Genomic DNA, 20,967 nt, shown 5'->3' with positions numbered 1-20,967 from the left:
AGTGACTTACCAACAACAGAAGACAATAGCTTATTCAACTCTGACAAGACCTTCTTTGTGCCAGCCCAGACGGCCGGTTTCGACAACCTGGCGACGTATCCCCGGCACTGGCCGGATCATGAAAAGATCGCCGTTTCTGCCCACCATGGCTCGGGGTACACCAGTTGCTTTGGCTATGTCAGCGTGCGTTTCCATGTGTTCAGCCTCACCATGCACCGGAATGGCAATGGCAGGCCTGACCCACTTGTACATTAACTCCAGCTCTTCCTGCGCAGGATGACCTGAGGCATGAATTGGCAAATCCGCATCTTCGGCGGTGATTACCCGGACACCCAACTCTTTGAGTCTCGCCACCAGTGCTTCTATGGCTTCTTCATTGCCGGGAATAGCACGGGCGCTGAAGATGACTGTATCGCCGGTTTCCAACTCGAAATCCGGATGCGTACCAGCAGCCAGTCTGCGCAGGGCCGTTCTGGGTTCACCCTGACTGCCGGTGGCCACGGCCATGACTTCATCCCGGGGCAGATAGCCAAGATGAGCGGGATTGATCAACTGGTCAGCCGAATCCCACAGCCCGGCGGCCTTGGCGGCACCACTCATATTGATCAGCGAACGGCCCAACAGCCCCATATAGCGCCCTGTTTCTCGCGCAATCGAAGAGAGCGTATGCAGGCGGGCAATATTGCTGCCGAAACAGGTCACTACAACGCGCCCCTCAGCGGATCGTATAGCCTGCAACAATCCGGCATGCAAGGCTCCCTCGGAGACCGAGTGACCTGAGACCGTTGCGTTGGTGGAGTCGCATACCATGGCGTTCACGCCCTCTTTCGCCAGATCGGTAAAGGTCTGTGGCGAATAGCCATGGCCGACCAGCGGCTGCTCATCCAGCTTCCAGTCTCCGCTGTGAAAGATGTTACCTGCGGCGGTTCTAATCATCAGGGCGTTGGGGTCCGGGATGGAATGCGTCAGCGCCAGCCATTGCACGCTGAAAGGCCCGATCTGTTTGCTCTGGCCCGTCTCCACCTCAATGATCGGAACCCGGTGCAGCAGATCGAACTCCGCAAGTTTTCGTCGCAGAATTTCCGCAGTGAACCGACTGGTGTAGATCGGACACTGCAAAAGCGGCCAGAGATAGGGTACGGCTCCAACGTGATCCTCATGGGCATGGGTTATCACCAGACCCGCCAGGTGGTCACGGCGGTCAGCGATGAAAGCGGGGTCCGCCATTTGCACCGGGGGTTCCCCCCGGTGGTGCACGGTTCCGTCAGCGGCAATTCGGCCGGGCTTTGGAAAGGTGACGCCGCAATCCACCATCAACCAGGCTCCGTCGTGGCCATAGAGGTTGAGGTTCATGCCGATTTCGCCGGTACCCCCCAGGGGCAGAAACCAGAGATCAGACTGCGCAGGAATCATTCGGCGACTCGGTCCATATACTTCAATACCAGATCCTCGTGTATGCCTTCCATTTCAATCAGTTTCAGAGCCGCCCGGATATCGTCGGCGTACTGAATCACCGGCGAGTTTTTCGCAACGGCGATGTAAGAGCGCTCTCCGGGCACAAAGAACGGTGAGACCTCAACATCCAGCCCCAGTTTCTCAACCGTGTACAAACCCACCAGTTCTGGCGCAATCACCACATCCACCCGGCCCTTCTGAAGCATCAGCATCAGGTTTTCATATCGAGGCGCTGGTTCTTTGAGCAGGTCCTCATCATTATCAAATCTCGGGAAATACGACGCGCCTTCCAGCACGCCAATGGCCCTGCCGTACAGATCGGCATAGCGGTCAATGCGGTGCTCTTTGTTCAGATAAAAGAACAATCGTCGTTCTGGCGGAAACGCCGGTGCCACGAACTCCATCAATTCGGATCGCTCCTCGGTTTCCAGAGGACCAAGCATGACATCAACCTCACCCTGCTGGACCATTCTCAACACGCGCCTGAACGGGGCTTCCCGGTAATGCACTTCCCAGCCCAGCCGCTGGGCAATTTCCTCGAAGATCTCCACGTAGAGGCCGGTTCGCTCACCACCCTGGAGAATCCGGTATGGGGGGGCATGATTGGCACCTACGGTGATGGTAAGAGGTTCCACAGTTTCTGTGCCCTGCTGGGCCCAAGCGGGAAACACCAACACCATCAGAAGGGCGGCTGTTAGCACTCGCATTCCTGTCGTCCTTGCCTGTGAGCCTTTCAGGTTCTTATGCAGTCTGGTCATCTGTGTCCAGTATAGACGGTTCAAGATCCGGGAACGTCGGATTTACGTAATCACGGTTGAAATCAACCACCCGTGGCACAAGGTCGGTTACCAGATCAGTAAAGAAATGATTCACTAAACCGGCTGCACGTTATTTACCGATAGCTGTCGAAAGTGCCATACATTCGTCAACAGAAAGGACGGACACCATGAAAATTCTGATGGTTCTTACCTCACATGACCAGATGGGCGACACCGGCCATAAGACCGGCTTCTGGCTCGAAGAGTTCACCGCGCCCTACTATGTGTTCCGGGATGCCGGTGCCGACATCACCATCGCCTCGCCGAAAGGCGGCCAGCCTCCCGTAGATCCCAACAGCGAGACGGAAGAGGCGCTCACGGAAACCACCCGTCGTTTCCAGCAGGATGCCCACGCCAAGGAATCCCTTGCCAGCACCAAGAAGCTGAGCGATGTGGACATGAACGAGTACGACGCAATTTTCTATCCGGGCGGCCACGGCCCGCTGTGGGACCTGGTCAATGACGAAAAGTCCATTGCCCTGATCAAAACGGCTTACGAGCAGGACAAGGTTATTGGAGCCGTCTGTCATGCGCCAGCCGTATTCAAGAACGTGGAAGTCAAACCGGGCCAGAACATCGTTGGCGGCCGGGAAGTCACCGGCTTCAGCAACAGCGAGGAAGAAGCAGTAGGCCTCAGCGGTGTGGTGCCTTTCCTGCTCGAGGACATGCTAAAGGAAAATACCGCCACCTACACCCGCGGTGACGACTGGGCTCCGCACATCGTGGTGGACGGCAAGCTGATCACCGGGCAGAACCCGGCATCCTCCGAGGGCGCGGCGAAAGCCGTCGTGCAGGCTTTGCAGGAGGCCTGATCCGGTAAAGACCGGAAGATGAACCCAAGGCCAGGTGAGATTCTCATCTGGCCTTTTTCTTACGCTTCGAGTTCATTCCCCCGCGTGACTGATCAACTCGCCAGGAGCGCCCTGCTCCAGCAGTTCACGAATATGATCCGGTATCGTCACTTTTCCCATCACTGAAGGCTGAATCACCACGTAGGTCACATCGGCATCGGCGATAAACGCCCCATCCCCATACCTGAAGAATTCAAGATGCAACGTGAATGAAGTGTTGCCGATTCGCCCCGCCCGAATACGCGCCTCCAGCACATCATCGAACTTTGCCGGGGCTTTCCAGTTCACGGTGAGGCTCACAACCTGAATATCCAGATCCTGATCCAGCAGATGCTGGTAATCGCCAAACAGCGTGCGAATATACTCATTCACTGCAATATCAACGAAATCCGCATAGCGGGCGTTGAACACCACACCCTGGGCATCGCATTCGCCATAGCGAACCCGGAAGCGAAAGCGGAAAGGCAGATCACCAGCCATGAAGCGCTCCGATTAAAGTTCAGTTACTGTCGCCAACAGCTTCTCATATCTGTGCTAACGTTTTGAGGAATATCTCAAAAAAGCTGGCCACCGCTATGAGCAACCCGAAGCACACCCTTTTCTGGATGACGCTGTTCCTCGGCGTGGTCGTCATCGTCGGCGCCCTGATCCACAAACCTCTGATCTCGGCCTTCATGGCCAACTGGGTTTTCAACCTGCTGATTCTCGGCGTATTGATCGTCGGTATCGCCCTCACTTACCGGCAGGTATTTGTCCTCTTTCCGGAATTGAAGTGGATTGCACAGTTCCGGACCGGGCATGCCGGACTGTCGGTGGTCCAGGAGCCTAAACTGCTGAAGCCACTGGCAAGACAGCTCGGAGAGGATGCAACCAAGGATCGATTCACGCTGTCGACTCTCTCCCTGCGAACCGTGCTCGATGGCATTCACTCCCGCATGGATGAGCAGCGGGAGATCACCCGTTACTTCATCAGTCTTCTGGTTTTCCTCGGCCTGCTGGGTACCTTCTGGGGCCTGCTCGGCACCATCAACTCGGTCGGCCAGGTCATCACCGGACTGGATATGAGCCAGGAAGACTTCGGCAAGGTGTTTGCGGAGCTTCAGGAAGGCCTGCTTACGCCGCTTGAGGGCATGGGCACCGCGTTCAGCTCCTCTCTGCTGGGATTGGGCGGCTCACTGATACTGGGCTTCCTGGATATCCAGGCCGGCCATGCCCAAAACCGCTTCTATGACGGCCTTGAGGAGTGGCTGACCGGCGTGACCAATCTTGTAGACCGCGTAGACAGCGAGAAAGACCTGTCATGATCGGATCCAGGCGCCGAAGCCGAAGCACCACCAACGTCTGGCCGGGGTATGTGGATGCCCTGTCGGCACTGCTGATGCTGGTGATCTTCATGCTACTGGTATATGTGGTCAGCCAGCTCTATCTGTCCCAGACGCTGTCTGACCGGGATACCCAGCTGGCCCGCCTGAATGCCCAGTTGAACGAACTCTCGGAGCTGCTTGGCCTGGAAGAAAGCCGGAGCGAGGCGCTGGAAGCTCAATTGACCAGCGTTCAGGACCGCAACAACAGTCTGGTTGACCAGCTGGAATCCACCCGTGAACGGCTGATGCAGCAGACCGCCGTCGCCGATGCGCAATCGGAGCGACTGGCCGGTATGGAAGAATCCATTGACGAAAAAGACGAGATGTCCGCCAGCCAGCAGGCCATGATCCTGCGGCTATCCAATCAGATCGCCTCACTGAGGGAACAGCTCAGACAGATTGCCTCGGCCCTGGAGCTGCAGGAACAGATGACTGCGGAAAAAGAGCAGGAGCTGGAACAGGTGAGCCGACGGCTGAACACCCTGCTCGCCGAGCGGGTCAGCCAGCTGGAACAGTACCAGTCGGAATTCTTTGCCCGGCTTCGGGATATTCTGGCCGGTAACGAGAACGTGCGGATTGTCGGCGACCGTTTTCTGCTACCTTCGGAACTGCTGTTTGCCTCCGCCTCGGCGGAACTTGGAGAGGAAGGCCGGCAGGAGTTGGACAAGCTTGCGGATTTGCTGCTTGATGTTTCAGCCAGGATTCCTGATGACGTTGACTGGATTCTGAGAATTGACGGTCATACCGATGTCATACCTATCAATACCCCGAGATTCCCTTCCAACTGGGAGCTGTCCACCGCGCGGGCGGTTGCAGTCGTGCGCTACCTTGCAGCGCAGGGTGTACCGGAACGGCGCATGGCGGCTGCCGGCTTTGGCGAGTTCTTCCCGGTGGCGGAGGGCACCTCACCGGAAGCGCTTCAGAGAAACCGGAGGATCGAGCTCAAGCTGACGGATCGCTGATAGGAGGGAGGCAGTCGCCCTGCCACCCTCAAGAAGTATTGCGGTCAGAAATGAATAACCGTCCGAATGCTCTTACCCTCATGCATCAAATCAAACGCCTTGTTGATGTCTTCAAGCGGCATTTCATGGGTAATAAACACGTCCAGAGGAATCTCACCTTTTTCGGCTTTCTCCACGTAGCCAGGCAGTTCGGTACGGCCTTTCACGCCGCCAAACGCTGAGCCTTTCCAGACCCGGCCGGTGACCAGCTGGAACGGACGGGTGCTGATTTCCTCGCCGGCGCCGGCGACGCCGATGATGACGGATTCGCCCCACCCCTTGTGGCAACACTCCAGGGCGGCGCGCATCACCTTGACGTTACCGATACACTCGAAGGAATAGTCCACGCCGCCGTCGGTCATTTCAACGATCACTTCCTGGATCGGCTTGTCGTAGTCGTTGGGATTGACCACATCGGTCGCACCCAGCTGTTTGGCGATGTCGAACTTTCCCGGGTTGATGTCGATGGCAATGATGCGACTGGCCTTGGCCATGGTGGCACCGATGATAGCCGCCAGGCCGATACCACCCAGGCCGAAGATGGCTACCGTTGCCCCTTCTTCCACCTTGGCCGTGTTCATCACCGCACCGATGCCGGTGGTCACGCCGCAACCGAGCAGACACACCTTCTCAAGGGGCGCTTCCTTGGGAATCTTGGCCAGAGAGATCTCGGGCAACACGGTGTACTCGGAGAAGGTGGAGCAACCCATGTAGTGGTACAGCGGCTTGCCCTGGTAGGAGAAGCGGGAGGTGCCGTCCGGCATCACGCCCTTGCCCTGGGTGGCCCGAACGGCGCCGCACAGGTTGGTCTTGCCGGAGGTGCAGAACTTGCACTCGCCACACTCGGCGGTGTAAAGCGGAATCACGTGGTCACCCACTTCCAGGTTTTTCACGCCCGGGCCCACGGCCTCCACAATACCACCGCCTTCGTGGCCGAGGATGGTCGGAAACAGGCCTTCCGGGTCGGCGCCCGACAGGGTGTAGGCATCAGTATGGCAGACGCCGGTGGCAACGATGCGCACCAGCACTTCACCTTTTTGCGGCGGGGCGACATCCACTTCAACGATTTCCAGCGGCTTGTTGGCTTCAAAGGCCACCGCGGCACGGGATTTGATCACTGGCATGCTCCTCTGGTTCTGTCAGGAATCTCGGGCATTGCTGATTCCCTTTGTATGATGAATTGACAGATTGACGGTTTGACGATTCCTAGACGACTGGTCTACTATAGCAGATATGACGTCAACCGACACCCGCACTCACATTATTCACACCGGCGCCGACCTGATCGGCCATAAAGGCTTTGGTGCGACAGGCATCAACGCCGTGCTGACCGCAGCTGGCGTACCCAAGGGGTCGTTCTACCACTACTTTAGCAGCAAGAATGATTTCGGCCTGGCGGTCATTGATACCTTCGCGGAGGAATACGACGCCAAACTGGATCGGATTCTCAATGACACCAGCCGCTCCTGCGTCGACCGGCTGCGCGCCTACTTCGACACCGGCTTTGAAACCATGACCAGCTGCGAGTACACCCGGGGCTGTCTGATCGGCAACCTGGGCCAGGAACTGGCGGGACAGAACGAAGCCTTCCGGCAGAGGCTGGACTCGGTCTTCGCCAGCTGGGAAAGACGCTTTGAGCATTGCATCCGTGCTGCCCAGCAGGCCGGAGACATCAGCGCCGACATCGACGCGGCAGACGCCGCCAGTTTTTTTCTGTCCGGCTGGGAAGGCGCCATCCTGCGTTCGAAGGTCCTCAAGTCCACCGAACCCATGGAGAGGTTCGTGCGAGTCTTTTTCAAACACTGCCTGAACATCGGCTGAAATTTTTTTCGATTGCCGACTAGTAGACTGGTCTAATTAATATCATTTGATCCTGAAGGAGGATGCCCGATGAGCAACCAGAACGATCCACTTTTTCAGCCGCACCATCTGGGCGAACTGGCCCTGCCCAACCGGATTCTGATGTCACCACTGACACGTTCCCGCTCAAGCCAGCCCGGGGATATCCCCAACGACATGAACGCCCGCTACTATCAGCAGCGGGCCAGCGCTGGCCTGATTCTCAGTGAAGCCACCCAGGTTTCGCCGCAAGGCAAGGGCTATGCCTTTACCCCCGGCATTCATTCGCAGGAACAGATTGAAGGCTGGAAGAAGGTAACCGGGGCGGTGCACATGGCCGGCGGCCGAATTCACATGCAACTGTGGCACGTGGGCCGGATTTCCCATCCGGACCTGCAACCGAACGGTGAAAAGCCCGTTGCGCCTTCTGCCATCAAGCCCGAAGGTGCCAAGACCTTCATCAGTGCCAACTCCGGCATGGTGGATATCCCGGAGCCCCGGGCCCTGGAAACCGCGGAAATGACCGACATTGTCGAGCAGTACCGCCAGGGTGCGCTGAACGCAAAAGAAGCCGGCTTTGACGGCGTTGAAGTCCATGCGGCCAACGGCTATCTGCTGGACCAGTTCATCAAGAGCGGCAGTAACCATCGCACTGACGAATACGGTGGCTCGGTGGAAAACCGTCTGCGCCTGCCATTGATGGTCGTCGAAGCGGTTATCGACGTCTGGGGCAAGGACAAGGTCGGCGTCCGCGTCAGCCCCACGGGTAGTTTCAATGCCATGGACGACGACAACCCGGCCGAAACCTTCGGTACCTTCGCCCGGCACCTGAACGACCTGGGCATTGCCTACATCGAAGTGGTGGAAGACTCCTTCCAGGGCAATCACGCGAACGGCCGCCCGGAAGAAGTCATCGACGCGATCCGCGCCGGCTTCAAGGGCACCTACATTGCCAATGGCGCCTACACCGCCGACGAGGCCCGAAAGCGTATCGACGAAGGCCGGTGCGATCTGGTCACCTTCGGCCGCCCGTTTATCGCCAACCCGGATCTGCCGGAGCGCTTCCGCCAGAACGCGCCCCTGAACGACTGGGACGACAGCACCTTCTATGGCGGTGATGAACACGGTTACACCGACTACCCGACACTGATAGAACTCGAAAAAAGCGCCTGAACAGCGCTTTTATTCCCAAAGGAGACAAACCATGAGCAACACCAATGACCCGATCAACAGCAAAGTAGTGATTATTACCGGCGCCAGCAGTGGTCTCGGTGAAGCCACGGCCCGCCGCCTGGCAGACCGGGGCGCCAAGCTGGTACTCGCAGCACGCCGGGAGGACCGCCTGAAAGACCTGACGGAAGATCTCAAGTCCCGGGGCGCCGAAGCCATCTGGCAGGTCACCGACGTGACCGACCGCAATCAGGTTGAGTCTCTGGCCGCCGCGGCAAAAGAGGCGTTTGGCAGGATCGATGTGCTGGTCAACAACGCCGGGCTGATGCCCCTGGCACCGCTGGACGCCCTCAAGGTTGATGAGTGGGAACAGATGGTAGACGTCAACATCAAGGGCGTGATGTATGGTATCGCCGCTGTACTGCCGACCATGCGGGAACAGCACAGCGGGCACATCCTCAACCTGTCGTCGGTCGCCGGGCACAAGGTCTTCCCCGGTGCCGCCGTCTACTGCGCCACCAAATATGCGGTGAAGGCGCTGTCCGAAGGCGTTCGTATGGAAGGCGGCGACGAGATCCGCAGCACCAACATCTCGCCGGGTGCCGTCGCCACCGAGCTCACCAGCACCATCACTGATCCCGACGCGAAAAAGGCGGCGGATGAGCTCTACGAAGTCGCCATTGATTCCGATGCCGTGGCCCGGGCAGTTGTCTATGCCATCGAGCAGCCGGCGGATGTCGATATCAATGAAATCATCCTGCGGCCGACGGCTCAGGAGCTGTAGAACTTCTCTCGATCCTCGAACCCTGCACCATGCTGCCCCGCAAGGGCAGCGTTGGTGCAAGAGATCCACGGCCAGTCTCATCAAAATCCTCGAAAGATCACCACCTACCTGCGAAGTTCCCACGCACATCACATATCTTTGTTGCGCCCCCAAAAACTTTTCCGAATCTGGTACGTATCTGAAGGGTTGAATCAAAAGGCCAAGGAGCATCAACCTTGCATACGCTTTACTGGTTTACCCGGGATCTTCGCCTGCACGACAACGCCGCGTTGCTGGCGGCCTCGAAGTCCGACGTGCTTTTATGTGTCTACGTTGTTGATCCCCGCTGGTTCGCACCGGGGCCACTGCAAAGCAAAGCCATGGGCGATCATCGCTGGCGCTTCCTCTGGCAGAGCCTGATGGCGCTGGAGCGAACCCTGCGGACGCTTGGCCAGCGCCTGCATATTGCCTATGGCGAGCCGGAAGCCGTGGTCCCCGAGCTGGTGCATGCCCACTGTATTGCCCGGGTTGTCCGGTCGCGGTTGCCGGGCACCCGGGAAGCTGGCCAGTGGCGCGCGATCAAGGACAAACTGCCACAGACCCTGTTCCAGCAATTCGAAACCCTGAGCCTGTTTACCGAGGGCTCCCTGCCCATGACCCTGCAGGATCTGCCGGACACCTTTTCCCAGTTCCGCAAGCAGGTTGAGAAAACCGGAGAACGCTGTACCGAGCGTTTGCGTATCCGCACTCTGACAGCCCTGCCTCCGCCACCAGGGTTCCCGGAGGACAATCGCGGCGACTGCCCGCCGATACCAGAGCCGATGCATCCATTGCAGTTTATGGGGGGTGAAACAGCTGGCGTGGAGCGGCTTCGGGAATTCCTGTACGGCAACCACAGCATTGACCGCTACAAGGAGACCCGCAACGCCCTGGACTCCTGGGACGCCTCCTCAAAATTCTCGCCCTGGCTGGCCAACGGCAGTCTCTCGGTTCGCGAAGTGGCGGAAACCATCACAGAGTACGAAGCCAGTGAGACCAAAAACGAATCCACCTATTGGCTCTGGTTCGAACTGCTCTGGCGGGAATACTTTTACTGGTACGCCCTGAAACACGGCGCCAACCTGTTCCGCCGTGATGGCGTCCAGCGCAAGCGTCGACACGGCACCTTCTACGGCCACCGTTTCAAGGCCTGGTGCCAGGGCAACACCGAATACCCAATCGTAAACGCGGCCATGAATCAGCTGCGTGAAACCGGTTACATGAGCAACCGGGCCCGGCAACTGGTGGCAAGCTGTTTCATCAACGAACTGGGCCTCGACTGGCGATACGGAGCGGCATGGTTTGAAGAGCAGTTGATCGACTATGATGTAGGGAGCAACTACGGCAACTGGCAGTACCTGGCTGGCGTGGGGGCGGACCCGAGAGGCCTGCGGCAATTCAATCTGGAAAAACAGACGCAGCAGTACGATCCCACCGGCACCTTCATTGACCGCTGGGGCGGACACGCGGAACAGCCCGTAGGTCTACACACAGTGGATGCGGCAGACTGGCCCTTGTAGCAATAAGGCGAACCGCCATGACGGATAGGAAGGATAACGGCAATACGGCACGTGAGACCCTGGCTCGCATCATCGATACCAGCTCTCCCTCTACCTTGCTGAGTTGCGGCAACCTCGCGACCGAAGTCTCACGGATCTGGCAGAAACATCAGAAGGGCGTTGACGTTCACACACTGGACACCATCGACCCCAATGCCCACCTGTTCCTGGACCGGGTGGCAGACCTGGCCCTCGTTACCGAAACCCTCGAACACCTGCCCCATGACGAAGGCGCCCTTCTGCTGGGACAACTCAGGAACTATGGCACCCATCAGATTGCGGTTCTTGTGGGAGAGGCTCCCGACTGGGCGTTTACGGACTTCATCGGCCTTGGCTTCCGTCGCCATGCCGAACTGGAAAATGATAACGGTGCACTGACGCTGTACACCTACAATCTGGATACTTACAACCACAAGCGGGCCTGGAACAATCCAGAGAACTGGGCCAATCCGGAAATGTGGGGCAAAGCATGGTGGTAGAAAGCGCAGAAGTGAGCAGTCCGTCTTCCCGAAAACTCAAACCCAGTACGATCCGGATCGGCACCCGGTACCGGGCCAACCGACTGAAAGGCCCTTACGACGCCATTGTAATCGGCTCCGGCATTGGCGGCCTGACAACGGCCGCTTGCCTGGCCAAGGCCGGCAAGAAGGTACTGGTACTCGAACAACATTACACCGCCGGCGGCTACACCCACAGCTACGCCCGCAACGGTTACGAATGGGACGTGGGTGTTCACTATATCGGCGATATGGGCTCACCCCATACCCTGGGCCGGCGACTGTTCGATTACATTACCGACGGCAAACTGGAATGGGCACCCATGGATGAGAATTACGACCGTTTCTTTCTGGGAGACAAGGTCGTCAATCTGCGTGCCGGCAAGGAGGGCCTTCGGCTCTCCTTGCTGGATGCCTTCCCGGATGAACAGGGAGCCATCGACCAGTATGTAAAACTGCTGGGGAAGGTAGCCGACGGCATGCAGTGGTATACGCTTTCCAAGCTCACGCCCGGACTTCTGAGCCCGCTCGTTCATAAAGGCCTGGATATGGCCTTACCGGATTACTTCAACAAGACCACCTGGGACGTTTTGAGCGAACTGACCGACAACCAGGAACTGATCGGTGCGATCACCGGCCAGTGGGGCGATTGCGGCGTCACACCGAAGCAATCCAGCTTTATGGTTCATGCGCTGATTGCCAAGCACTACCTTTACGGTGGCTTCTATCCGGTTGGCGGTGCGTCGGAGATCGCAAAAACCATCATACCCGTCATTCAGCAGCCCGGTGGTGAGGTATTCACCTACGCCGATGTGACTGACATCCTGGTCGAGAAGGGCAAGGCAACCGGCGTGCGCATGGCCGACGGTGAGGAAATCCGGGCACCAATGGTCATCAGCAACGCCGGGGTGATCAACACCTTTGAAAAATTGCTGCCGGCTGAGGCCGCAGAAAAAATCGGCTACAAGCGCAAACGCCGGCACATTATTCCCTCCATGCCCCATATCGGGCTCTACATCGGCCTGAAAGGAACTCCGGAAGCGCTCGGGCTGCCGCGCACCAATTTCTGGATCTACCCGAGCGCCGATCACGACAGCAACGTGCAACAGTTCCTGGATGATCCGGAAAACACCGAGTTTCCGGTGGTGTATATTTCCTTCCCGGCAGCCAAGGACCCGGACTACCAGAACCGCTGGCCTGGCACCTCCACCATAGAGATTGTCGCACCAACCACCTGGGAGATGTTCGAGCCCTGGCAGGACACTACCTGGGGCAAGCGCGGGGAAGACTATGAGGTCCTTAAGCAGAAAATTACCGACCAATTGCTGGAAGTGATGTACGAGAAACTCCCGCAGCTTCGGGGCAAAGTGGATTACGTGGAGACCTCCACGCCGCTGTCTACCGCCTGGTTCTGCCGCTATGGTCGGGGCGAGCTCTACGGTCTGGACCACAACCCTGAGCGCTTCGAACAGGACTGGCTGAAACCGAAAACCGACATTCCCGGGCTCTATCTCACCGGCCAGGACATCCTTACCTGCGGCGTGGTGGGCGCGATGATTGGTGGGCTGGTCAGCACCCTGGCCATCCAGGGCTGGCGCGGCGCCGGGTTGGCAAAACGTATTTTTGTGGGGTAACAGGCGTTGCCCAGGCCGATCTGTGCCGATTGCGGCATGCACCTGAATATCTGTGTCTGTGAAGCCTGTGCCCCGGTGCCGAACAGTACCCGGGTTTCGGTCCTTCAACACCCAACCGAGGTGGGTCACCCCAAGGGTACCGTGCGCATACTGGCCCAATGCCTCGCCAGAGTCGACGTTTTCCAGGGCGAGACGCCAGACGATTTTGACCAGGCCGGCTTCAATCCACACACAGAAGCCGGACATTCCGCGCTGCTGTTCCCCGGTCCCGGCAGCGACACGCTCGAATGCGCAAACCTCCATGACATCCATCACTGGATCATTCTGGACGGAACCTGGCGTAAGGCCGCAAAGATCCTGCATCAGAATCCTGCCCTGGCGGCGCTGCCCCGCTTCCATTTGGCGGAACCTCCGGCGTCTGCCTACGCCATCCGAAAGGCCCCGGGCAAGCAACACCTGGCCACAGCAGAGGCGGTTGCCTATCTGCTGAACGTGGTCGAGCCGGGCCTGGATACCCGGCCCATTTCCAGAGCCGTGCGCTCACTGGTGGACAAACAGCTCGCCCAGATCCCGGCCCGGCTGCACAAGCATTATCAATAAACCGATGCGGGTGAGACGAGCGGCCGATGCGGACGTAATCTCCGGAAACCTGAACAAAACCGAGAGCACCCCATGTCCGCGCAATTCGACTCTGCAGACCTCTCCCGCATTATCGAGATGGCCTGGGAAGATCACACACCCTTCGAGGCCATCGAAGCCCTCTATGGCCTTCAGGAGAAAGACGTCATCCGCCTGATGCGACGTGAGCTGAAGACTTCAAGCTTCCGGCTCTGGCGCAAGCGGGTAACCGGACGCAGCACCAAACACCGCCAGTTGCGGCCCGAAGGGGTGAGTCGGGGCTATTGCCCGACCCAGTACAAGCATCGGTAAGCGTCGCACCATTGGCATTGCCGGCATGGCTGCGCGATCATGAACACTCAGGTAACAAGCAAGGAACCAACGCAATGGCAGTGTTCAACCAGAAAGATGCCCGGGAGCAACTCGATGCCGAGGCCAGCAAGGTACACCGGTCCGACCTTGAGACTCTGCTTGAAAGACAGCGCGCGATTGAAGAAAAGGTGAAGGGTAGCGGCAAGCTGGCACGCTTCAGCGGCGACATCAAGCTGATGTTTTCCATGATCCGCGACTACTGGTACGGCAATTACCGGAGCGTACCCTGGAAGACAATCGCGGCAGTGGCAGGGGCACTCCTGTACGTGCTGAACCCGCTGGATGTCATTCCCGACCTTTTGTTCGGCTTCGGATTTATCGACGATGCCGGCGTCGTGGCCCTGTGTCTGAAACTGGTAGAATCCGATCTGCTCCGCTACGCTGCGTGGAAGGAACATCAGGAAGAATCTGAAAACCGGGTCAGTGCGAATTGATTAATTTCTGAACTGACGGTATTCTCCCGCCCCTGCTGTAGGAACACCTGAATCAAATCTGGAGTTGTCGTGGATTTAGCCACTCTCATCGGTCTTGCCGGCGCTATTCTGCTGATTGCATCCGCCGTTATTCTTGGTGTTTCACCTTCTGTATTTATCAACCCTGCCTCGTTGCTGATTGTCGTGGGTGGCACCATGTTCGTGGTGTTGGCCAAGTTCAGCGTCGCCCAGTTTCTTGGCGCCTTCAAAGCGGCCGCCCGGGCCTTCAAGTTCAAGCTGCCGGAAACCCAGGCCAGCATTGAAGAGTTGGTGGATATCGCCAACGTGGCCCGCAAAGAGGGCGTTCTTGGGCTGGAGGATAGAGAGATCAGCAGCCCGTTCCTGGCCCAGGGTATACAGATGCTGGTGGACGGTCAGGACGGCAAGACCATCAAGGAGCTCTTGAACAAGGAGCGCCTGATGACCCTCGACCACAACCGTTCTGGCGCCAAGGTATTCACGGCCATGGCCGATGTGGCGCCGGCCATGGGCATGATCGGCACGCTGATTGGTCTGGTTCAGATGCTGTCGAACATGGAAGACCCGAAGTCCATCGGCCCGGCCATGGCGGTCGCACTGTTGACCACACTGTATGGCGCCATGATTGCCACCATGATCGCGACTCCGATTGCCGACAAGCTCTCCCTGCGGATGACCGAGGAAGCGCGCATGCAGTCGCTGTACATTGATGCCCTGGTGGCCATTCAGGAAGGCACCAATCCCCGGATCATCGAGCAGATGCTGTCGAGCTACCTGCCCCCCAAGGAACGCGAGAAAGCGGCTGCAGCTGAAGGCGCCTGACCATGGATGAATTGCCTGAAGAGGAAAAACCGGGGATTCCGGCGTGGGTAGTTACCTTCGCCGATCTCATGTCCCTGCTGATGTGCTTCTTCGTGTTGCTGCTGTCCTTCTCGGAGATTGATGCCCAGAAGTTCAAGCAGATCGCCGGTGAACTCTCCAAAGCCTTCGGCGTTCAGCGGGACGTGCCGGCCCTGGAAATACCCAAGGGTACCAGCCCCATTTTCGACAAGTTTTCTCCCGCACCGCCCGAGCCTACCGTGGTCAACGAGGTCAAACAGACCACCACAGAGGAAGCCCCCGAGCTGCAGACCCTGAAAAGCCCCACCGACATGGCCGTGGAGGCTGCCATGGAAGAGCAGCTGCAGGAAACCATGGACGAAATCCTCAAGGTGCTGGAGCCGGCGATCGCCGATGGGCGCATCAATGTAAGCGAGGATCAGCGGCGGATCGTGATCCGGGTGGAAGAAAAAGGTTCGTTTCCCTCAGGTTCGGCTCAGCTGACCTGGGAATTTGAGGGCCTGTTGCTGGACATGGCCGAGGTTATTGAGGGCATCCCCGGCGACCTGACCATTGAGGGCCACACCGACAACGTGCCTATCCGTACCGACCGCTTCTACAGCAACTGGGATCTGTCGGCTGCCCGGGCCGCCGCGGTGGCCAACGTGCTGGTCGCCCGGGACCAGGTTGAACCCACGCGACTTTCCGTCACCGGACTGGCGGATACCGAACCCAGAGTTCCGAATAGCTCAGCAGAAAACCGGGCCAAGAACCGGCGCGTGGAAATCATCATTGATCTCTCCGGCCCGATGCAGGAACAGGAGGTTCGCCTCCGGGAACTGATCCAGTCCGAATCGGACGATGACCAGTCGGCACTCGGGATCGAATCCGACAGCTCGACATCAAACGAAATCAGCTGGTAAGCGCACTCTATTTTGGTGCGCCCGACACCAAAACGCACAATGCTAGTGCACTTTGGCTCTAAAACACGTCTCCCACATCTGTCCAGAACCACCCAACTGCCCTTCCGCGCTTGAAATGCATTATTTTGGAACAGCTCTTGCTTTAGCTGCACCTCATCAATGCACATTTCAACGTAAAGCGGCCCGCTAGAGGCCGGACACACAACATCAGGAGCGAAAACCCGTGGACATCACGAGTGCAGTACACACCCTGACTGAAAGCGCCAACACGCTGTTCATCCTCATCGGCGCCATTATGGTGCTGGCCATGCATGCCGGCTTTGCTTTTCTGGAAGTAGGCACCGTTCGCCACAAGAACCAGGTCAACGCCCTGGTGAAGATCATGACCGACTTTGGCATCTCTGCCGTGGCCTATTTCTTCATCGGCTACTACATTGCCTACGGCAGCCATTTCATGAGCGGTGCCGCCGAGCTCACCGCCGCCAACGGCTATGATCTGGTGAAGTTTTTCTTCCTGATGACCTTCGCCGCAGCCATTCCCGCGATTGTCTCCGGTGGTATCGCTGAACGGGCAAAGTTCTATCCGATGCTGATTGCCTCTGGCCTGATTGTTGCCTTTATCTATCCCTTCTTTGAGGGGCTGATCTGGAACGGCAACTATGGCTTCCAGGGCTGGCTGGAGAACCAGTTTGGTGCGCCCTTTCACGACTTCGCCGGCTCCGTTGTAGTGCATGCAGTGGGCGGCTGGATAGCCCTGGCGGCCGTTCTGGTCCTCGGTGCACGAAATGGGCGCTACCGTAACGGCAAGGTGGTGGCTTTTGCCCCCTCCAACATTCCCTTCCTGGCCCTGGGCGCCTGGATCCTGACCGTCGGCTGGTTCGGCTTCAACGTCATGTCCGCCCAGACCCTGGACGGCATCAGCGGCCTGGTGGCCGTAAACAGCCTGATGGCCATGGTCGGCGGCATCCTGGTGTCCATGCTGCTGGGCCGCAAGGACCCGGGCTTTATCCACAACGGTCCGCTAGCAGGGCTGGTGGCGGTATGTGCCGGCTCTGATCTGATGCACCCGGTGGGTGCCCTGGTAACGGGCGGCGTCGCCGGCGCCATCTTCGTGTATTTGTTCGAGTGGGCCCAGGCCAAGATCGAGCGCCTGGACGATGTCCTGGGTGTCTGGCCCCTGCACGGTGTCTGTGGTGTCTGGGGCGCGATTGCCTGCGGCATCTTTGGCCAGGAGGCACTCGGTGGTCTCGGCGGCGTCAGCCTGATGTCCCAGATCATCGGCTCGGTGGCCGGCGTGGTGGTGGCCTTTGTGGGCGGTCTGATTGTCTATGGGGTTATCAACGCCATTTCCGGACTGCGTCTGACCGAAGAAGAAGAGTTCAACGGGGCGGACCTGAGCATCCACCGGATCGGGGCAACCGCGGTCGAATAAGCACTGAGTGTTCAGTCGCCGTAGCCGGTCAATTCCATGTAGCCCTCGCCAGAGTGGCTGCCGGCGACGGTGACAGGGCTTTCCCAATAAGGGTAAAGCCCGTCATTCAGGTAGTTTCCAGGGGGAGCCGAAATTTCAAGGCTCACCCCATAATCCGGAACCTCCAGACGCCAAAGGCGGGGAAAGCCCCGGGCGTCTGGTTCCTCCGGGCGAATGCGAAGCTGACTGGGCTGAAGCGCTACGGGCTCGCCATCCTCCGGAATCCAGGTTCCGGAACGAAAACCGCCGTCCTCCTCGCGGAGCTGGAAAGCCATCAATTTGTCACCCGACTCCAGGTGCAGCGCAAACCAGTCCCAGCCCTGCTGGCCCGATTTGAGAAACTGACTACTCCACTCCCGGTCGAACCAGCCCTTGCCCGCAACCTCAAGTGTCTCATTACCCAGCGTGACAGTACCCTCGATGTGCAGGTCCACCAGACTGAAATACATCGAACCCTCACCATCGGCGGATTTGGCACTGAAGCCGTTATCACCGTGCGCAACAGGCTTGCCATTGATCGAGAGGGACAAGTCGTAGGACCAGCCATCCGCCGCCAGCTGCAACCGCCATGACTCGCTTTCGGATGTTGCCTCAAGCTGCCAGTCGTCCAGCCAGACGGCCAGTGGCTGCGCCTGTGCGCCGGCATGGCCGACATCGCCCCGGGCCAGTTTCTCTGCAAAGTAGTGCCGGGCATCAAAGCTCACCGCGGCATGGGCCATCCAGGCCGCTTCCAGGGGCCAGTCGGCTGCCTCAGGAGGTTCAGCATCTGCCGGTCTGGGCGTAATGGCTTGGCGGAACTGGGTCCATTGCAGGCCCAACGGCTCACCTTCTTCAGTCCTCAAATTGGCGGTCAGATACCACCATTCGATCCGGTGTTGCGGGTGCGGGCCGAAATCATCGGGAAATATCAGGCGGTCGCCCGGCCCGGGCTGAAGGAAGGGCACTTCGGCGTCGTTTTCTGCGACACCCGCCAGTCCGGCGAACCCTGCTTCTTGTTGTGACTCCGAACAACCGGCCAGAACCACGATGGACAACATCAGTATCCAGCGTCTCATCGCTCACCTCCCGCCAGCGCGTTGGCGTTCACAGGGGCAACCGTTGGTGATTTCAACTGGCGCATCATCAGCAGGCCGATGCTGAGGCCAATCAGCAGACTCAGCACCCCAAGCTCCAGCCAGAACCGGGGATAGACCGCCATGGGCAGGGACCAGCCGAACGCGATGGGGTTGATGCGATGCACCAGAACCAAGGTCAGCCAGATGCCAAGCGGCAGGGCCAGCAGGGTAATTGCAGCGGTCAACGACACTGACAGCCGGATCAGTTGGGCCGATGCTTGTCGCACGGATAGTCCCCAGACGACCAAAAGCCGGAAATACCAGGCCCGGGTGGAGAAGAAGACCCAGCCCATCATCAACAGTGCAATGGCCGCCAGTATCAGGGTCAGGGTAGTCATGGCCCGGGTCAGCAGGAAGGTCTGGTCAAAGATGGCCGTGGCGAGTTCTTCAATAGCCCGGTTGTCCCGGACCGTCAGCTCATCCACCTGCCATACCCGCTTTAATCCACCGGTCACTTCCTCGATGTCGAGATTTCCGGGCGATACCGACAGGCTCTGGAAACCGGTTGCGAAGTCTTCAGGAAGCACCGAAGGATGAATCAGGATTTCGCCAGCGGGGCGACCGTAGTCCGGGTAGGTGGCCAGCACGGGAAACTCGAACGAACCGCTTCCGAGGGTTACCTCCAGGGACTGGCCGACCTGTACATTCTGCCTGCGCGCCAGCTGTTCATTCACCATCACTCCCTGGCCCTGCTGCAGTCGCTGCCAGGGCCGTGACGCTGACTCAAGCAACTGCCAATCGGTCACCAGTGGGCCTACAGGGCCGATGGCAAAGACGTCCACCTCTGTGCCTGCCTCATCCCCGTTGCCCGGCAAAGTTGCACGGCCGCGAATCACCCGGTGCCACAGGCCAGACGCTGCGAGTTCCGGTTGCTCAGCGAGCCAGTCCACCGCGAGGGTCGCATCCGCTGACTCAGGAACTTCAATGTAATAATCCGCCTCCAGTCTCTGCGCGAGCCATCGATCAAATGTACTTTCAAAGGTCGTCACCAGAGCCTGAACCGCCAGAACCATGGCCATGGCGAACTGCAGAGCGACCAATGGCAGTGCCAGACGCCGCGCCAGCACTGATAGCTCCCGATGGCGCCAGCGGGCCTGCAGATTCCGGTCGTGCCCGGACCGCCAATCCGCAAGCCAGGCAATCAATCTCGGTGCAAGGATCCCGGCAGCCACAAACACGAGGGCCACGGCGACAAAAAGCCAGAGCAGATCCGTAACCCAGGCTGACAAGGCCAGGCCAGCGATAAGCACCAACACCACCAAACCGCCGGACCGGCGGCTACTTCCCGCAAACGCTCGGGCCCATGGACGGAGAAAATCGGCCAGGCAAGCCACCAGAACCACCGTCAGCATGGTTGCAAGCGGAACCAGCCAGTTGCCACCCTGGCCCGCGTACAACGGCTGATCGAACAGCCCCTCGAGGGCGCGCCCGAATCCGCTACCCAGCCCGGTCGCCAGCCAGCGACCCAGCCATATACCAGGTACGATACACAGCAGGGCCAACAAGAGAATCTCCACGACCAGCAGCCGGTTGAGTCGGGCTTGGGGGACACCAAACCGGTGCAGCAAAGCGAAGCTGTCTCGACGTTGCGCCATCCCCAGCAGATACACGCTGCGAACCAGCAAGGCGGTAATCAGCAAAACCAGCACGCCCAGCGCGTCAAGATTCAGCAGAAAACTGTCGCCCAGCTCTCCGGTATCCGGGCCAACCCGAAACGGCGCCAATCGATACCCGTCAGGAAGTGACCCGTCAGTGTGGGCATCGGAGATCAGCAACGACAACCCACCTTCGTTCTTTCCGGCAAGTTCAGCCGCTTCACTGATATCAACAAAGGGACGACCATCCAGTTCACCCTGCCAGGGCGCCTCTTCGCTGTCAGGACTCTCAAAGCATCCGGCCGCCAAAGGGGCGATACCCACCACACGACCGCCTTGCGGCGAAGGCACTTCCCACCAGGGCATCACGCAGAGCCCTGCTCGGCGCAGCTCGACAAAATCATCCACAGTCAGGGGCTTACCGTCCTGGCGGACTATCTGCTGGCGTTCGGCCACCGCCGATTCGCTCTGATCAAGACTGGCCCGGGCCTGGCTGGTGAGATGGTGCACGCCCGTCCAGAGCATGGTGGCGAGCACAATCATGGCAGCCAATGCCAGCAGCTGAAGCGGATGGCGGCGGTAATGACTGAACAGGGCGGCCAACAGGGTCAT

General features: G+C 58.8%; 21 protein-coding genes. 15 read left to right on the top strand and 6 right to left on the bottom strand.

All coding sequences use genetic code 11. The annotated features are described in order from the left end of the window. Window positions 1-30: 30 nt before the first annotated feature. Both AC13E3_RS11775 and AC13E3_RS11770 read right to left on the bottom strand, forming a co-directional pair. Window positions 31-1,413, bottom strand: coding sequence for a ribonuclease J (locus AC13E3_RS11775; RefSeq protein WP_405417979.1), 1,383 nt, complete (start codon window positions 1,411-1,413; stop codon window positions 31-33). Next, on the bottom strand, window positions 1,410-2,213 hold the full coding sequence (locus tag AC13E3_RS11770) for a substrate-binding periplasmic protein (RefSeq protein WP_482902056.1): 804 nt from the start codon (window positions 2,211-2,213) through the stop codon (window positions 1,410-1,412). The genes AC13E3_RS11775 and AC13E3_RS11770 overlap by 4 nt, the downstream gene beginning before the upstream one ends. Window positions 2,214-2,401: 188 nt before the next feature. On the opposite strand from AC13E3_RS11770, the gene AC13E3_RS11765 reads away from it, so the two are divergent. Next, window positions 2,402-3,085: a type 1 glutamine amidotransferase domain-containing protein gene (locus AC13E3_RS11765; RefSeq protein ID WP_405417975.1), complete on the top strand. Its 684-nt coding sequence runs from the start codon at window positions 2,402-2,404 to the stop codon at window positions 3,083-3,085. Between the two features lie 72 nt (window positions 3,086-3,157). Here the strand turns inward: AC13E3_RS11765 and AC13E3_RS11760 are convergent, their stop codons facing one another. Beyond that, window positions 3,158-3,604, bottom strand: a complete 447-nt coding sequence (locus tag AC13E3_RS11760) for an acyl-CoA thioesterase (RefSeq protein ID WP_405417973.1) — start codon at window positions 3,602-3,604, stop codon at window positions 3,158-3,160. Window positions 3,605-3,699: 95 nt separating this feature from the next. Here AC13E3_RS11760 and AC13E3_RS11755 point away from each other — a divergent pair, with 95 nt between their 5' ends. Both AC13E3_RS11755 and AC13E3_RS11750 read left to right on the top strand, forming a co-directional pair. Further along, window positions 3,700-4,428: a MotA/TolQ/ExbB proton channel family protein gene (locus tag AC13E3_RS11755; protein WP_064229170.1), complete on the top strand. Its 729-nt coding sequence runs from the start codon at window positions 3,700-3,702 to the stop codon at window positions 4,426-4,428. After that, window positions 4,425-5,450 (top strand): peptidoglycan -binding protein, encoded by a 1,026-nt coding sequence (locus tag AC13E3_RS11750; protein WP_069182680.1) that lies wholly within the window; start codon window positions 4,425-4,427, stop codon window positions 5,448-5,450. The genes AC13E3_RS11755 and AC13E3_RS11750 overlap by 4 nt, the downstream gene beginning before the upstream one ends. A gap of 44 nt (window positions 5,451-5,494) precedes the next feature. Here AC13E3_RS11750 and AC13E3_RS11745 read toward each other — a convergent pair whose 3' ends face one another. Further along, window positions 5,495-6,607, bottom strand: a complete 1,113-nt coding sequence (locus tag AC13E3_RS11745; RefSeq protein WP_405417970.1) for an S-(hydroxymethyl)glutathione dehydrogenase/class III alcohol dehydrogenase — start codon at window positions 6,605-6,607, stop codon at window positions 5,495-5,497. Window positions 6,608-6,722: 115 nt separating this feature from the next. Between AC13E3_RS11745 and AC13E3_RS11740 the strand changes: the two genes are divergently transcribed. The 12 genes from AC13E3_RS11740 to AC13E3_RS11685 all read left to right on the top strand — a co-directional run bounded on the left by AC13E3_RS11740 (window position 6,723) and on the right by AC13E3_RS11685 (window position 17,606). Next, window positions 6,723-7,310, top strand: a complete 588-nt coding sequence (locus AC13E3_RS11740) for a TetR/AcrR family transcriptional regulator (RefSeq protein ID WP_405417968.1) — start codon at window positions 6,723-6,725, stop codon at window positions 7,308-7,310. Window positions 7,311-7,379: 69 nt separating this feature from the next. After that, window positions 7,380-8,501 (top strand): alkene reductase, encoded by a 1,122-nt coding sequence (locus AC13E3_RS11735; RefSeq protein WP_305965552.1) that lies wholly within the window; start codon window positions 7,380-7,382, stop codon window positions 8,499-8,501. 31 nt (window positions 8,502-8,532) lie between these two features. Continuing rightward, window positions 8,533-9,282: an SDR family oxidoreductase gene (locus AC13E3_RS11730; protein WP_069182655.1), complete on the top strand. Its 750-nt coding sequence runs from the start codon at window positions 8,533-8,535 to the stop codon at window positions 9,280-9,282. A gap of 215 nt (window positions 9,283-9,497) precedes the next feature. Then, window positions 9,498-10,820, top strand: a complete 1,323-nt coding sequence (locus tag AC13E3_RS11725) for a DASH family cryptochrome (protein WP_405417965.1) — start codon at window positions 9,498-9,500, stop codon at window positions 10,818-10,820. 17 nt (window positions 10,821-10,837) lie between these two features. Further along, window positions 10,838-11,338 (top strand): DUF6231 family protein, encoded by a 501-nt coding sequence (locus AC13E3_RS11720; protein ID WP_222465925.1) that lies wholly within the window; start codon window positions 10,838-10,840, stop codon window positions 11,336-11,338. Next, the gene (locus AC13E3_RS11715; RefSeq protein ID WP_153634292.1) at window positions 11,329-12,990 is read left to right on the top strand and encodes a phytoene desaturase family protein; all 1,662 of its coding nucleotides are present in this window, start codon (window positions 11,329-11,331) and stop codon (window positions 12,988-12,990) included. Before AC13E3_RS11720 ends, AC13E3_RS11715 begins: the two co-directional genes overlap by 10 nt. A gap of 6 nt (window positions 12,991-12,996) precedes the next feature. After that, entirely contained in the window at window positions 12,997-13,590 is a 594-nt protein-coding gene (locus tag AC13E3_RS11710; RefSeq protein ID WP_227514451.1) for a tRNA-uridine aminocarboxypropyltransferase, read from the top strand. A gap of 72 nt (window positions 13,591-13,662) precedes the next feature. Beyond that, window positions 13,663-13,920, top strand: coding sequence for a TIGR03643 family protein (locus tag AC13E3_RS11705; RefSeq protein ID WP_482902055.1), 258 nt, complete (start codon window positions 13,663-13,665; stop codon window positions 13,918-13,920). Window positions 13,921-13,994: 74 nt separating this feature from the next. Further along, a complete protein-coding gene (locus tag AC13E3_RS11700; protein WP_069182650.1) occupies window positions 13,995-14,414 on the top strand; it encodes a YkvA family protein in 420 nt (139 codons plus the stop codon). Window positions 14,415-14,483: 69 nt separating this feature from the next. Continuing rightward, on the top strand, window positions 14,484-15,254 hold the full coding sequence (gene pomA / locus AC13E3_RS11695; RefSeq protein ID WP_069182649.1) for a flagellar motor protein PomA: 771 nt from the start codon (window positions 14,484-14,486) through the stop codon (window positions 15,252-15,254). A gap of 2 nt (window positions 15,255-15,256) precedes the next feature. Then, the gene (locus AC13E3_RS11690) at window positions 15,257-16,174 is read left to right on the top strand and encodes a flagellar motor protein MotB (RefSeq protein ID WP_069182648.1); all 918 of its coding nucleotides are present in this window, start codon (window positions 15,257-15,259) and stop codon (window positions 16,172-16,174) included. Between the two features lie 223 nt (window positions 16,175-16,397). Continuing rightward, window positions 16,398-17,606 carry an ammonium transporter gene (locus tag AC13E3_RS11685; RefSeq protein ID WP_405417961.1) on the top strand — a complete coding sequence of 403 codons (1,209 nt, stop codon included), beginning with the start codon at window positions 16,398-16,400 and terminating at the stop codon, window positions 17,604-17,606. 11 nt (window positions 17,607-17,617) lie between these two features. Here AC13E3_RS11685 and AC13E3_RS11680 read toward each other — a convergent pair whose 3' ends face one another. Both AC13E3_RS11680 and AC13E3_RS11675 read right to left on the bottom strand, forming a co-directional pair. Next, a complete protein-coding gene (locus AC13E3_RS11680; protein WP_136630684.1) occupies window positions 17,618-18,700 on the bottom strand; it encodes a lipocalin-like domain-containing protein in 1,083 nt (360 codons plus the stop codon). After that, window positions 18,697-20,967, bottom strand: a complete 2,271-nt coding sequence (locus AC13E3_RS11675; RefSeq protein ID WP_136630683.1) for an ABC transporter permease — start codon at window positions 20,965-20,967, stop codon at window positions 18,697-18,699. The genes AC13E3_RS11680 and AC13E3_RS11675 overlap by 4 nt, the downstream gene beginning before the upstream one ends.

Source organism: Marinobacter sp. L-80 (assembly GCF_056859395.1).
The sequence above is the reverse complement of the archived record's forward strand: the minus strand, read 5'-3'. Positions and strand labels throughout refer to the sequence as shown.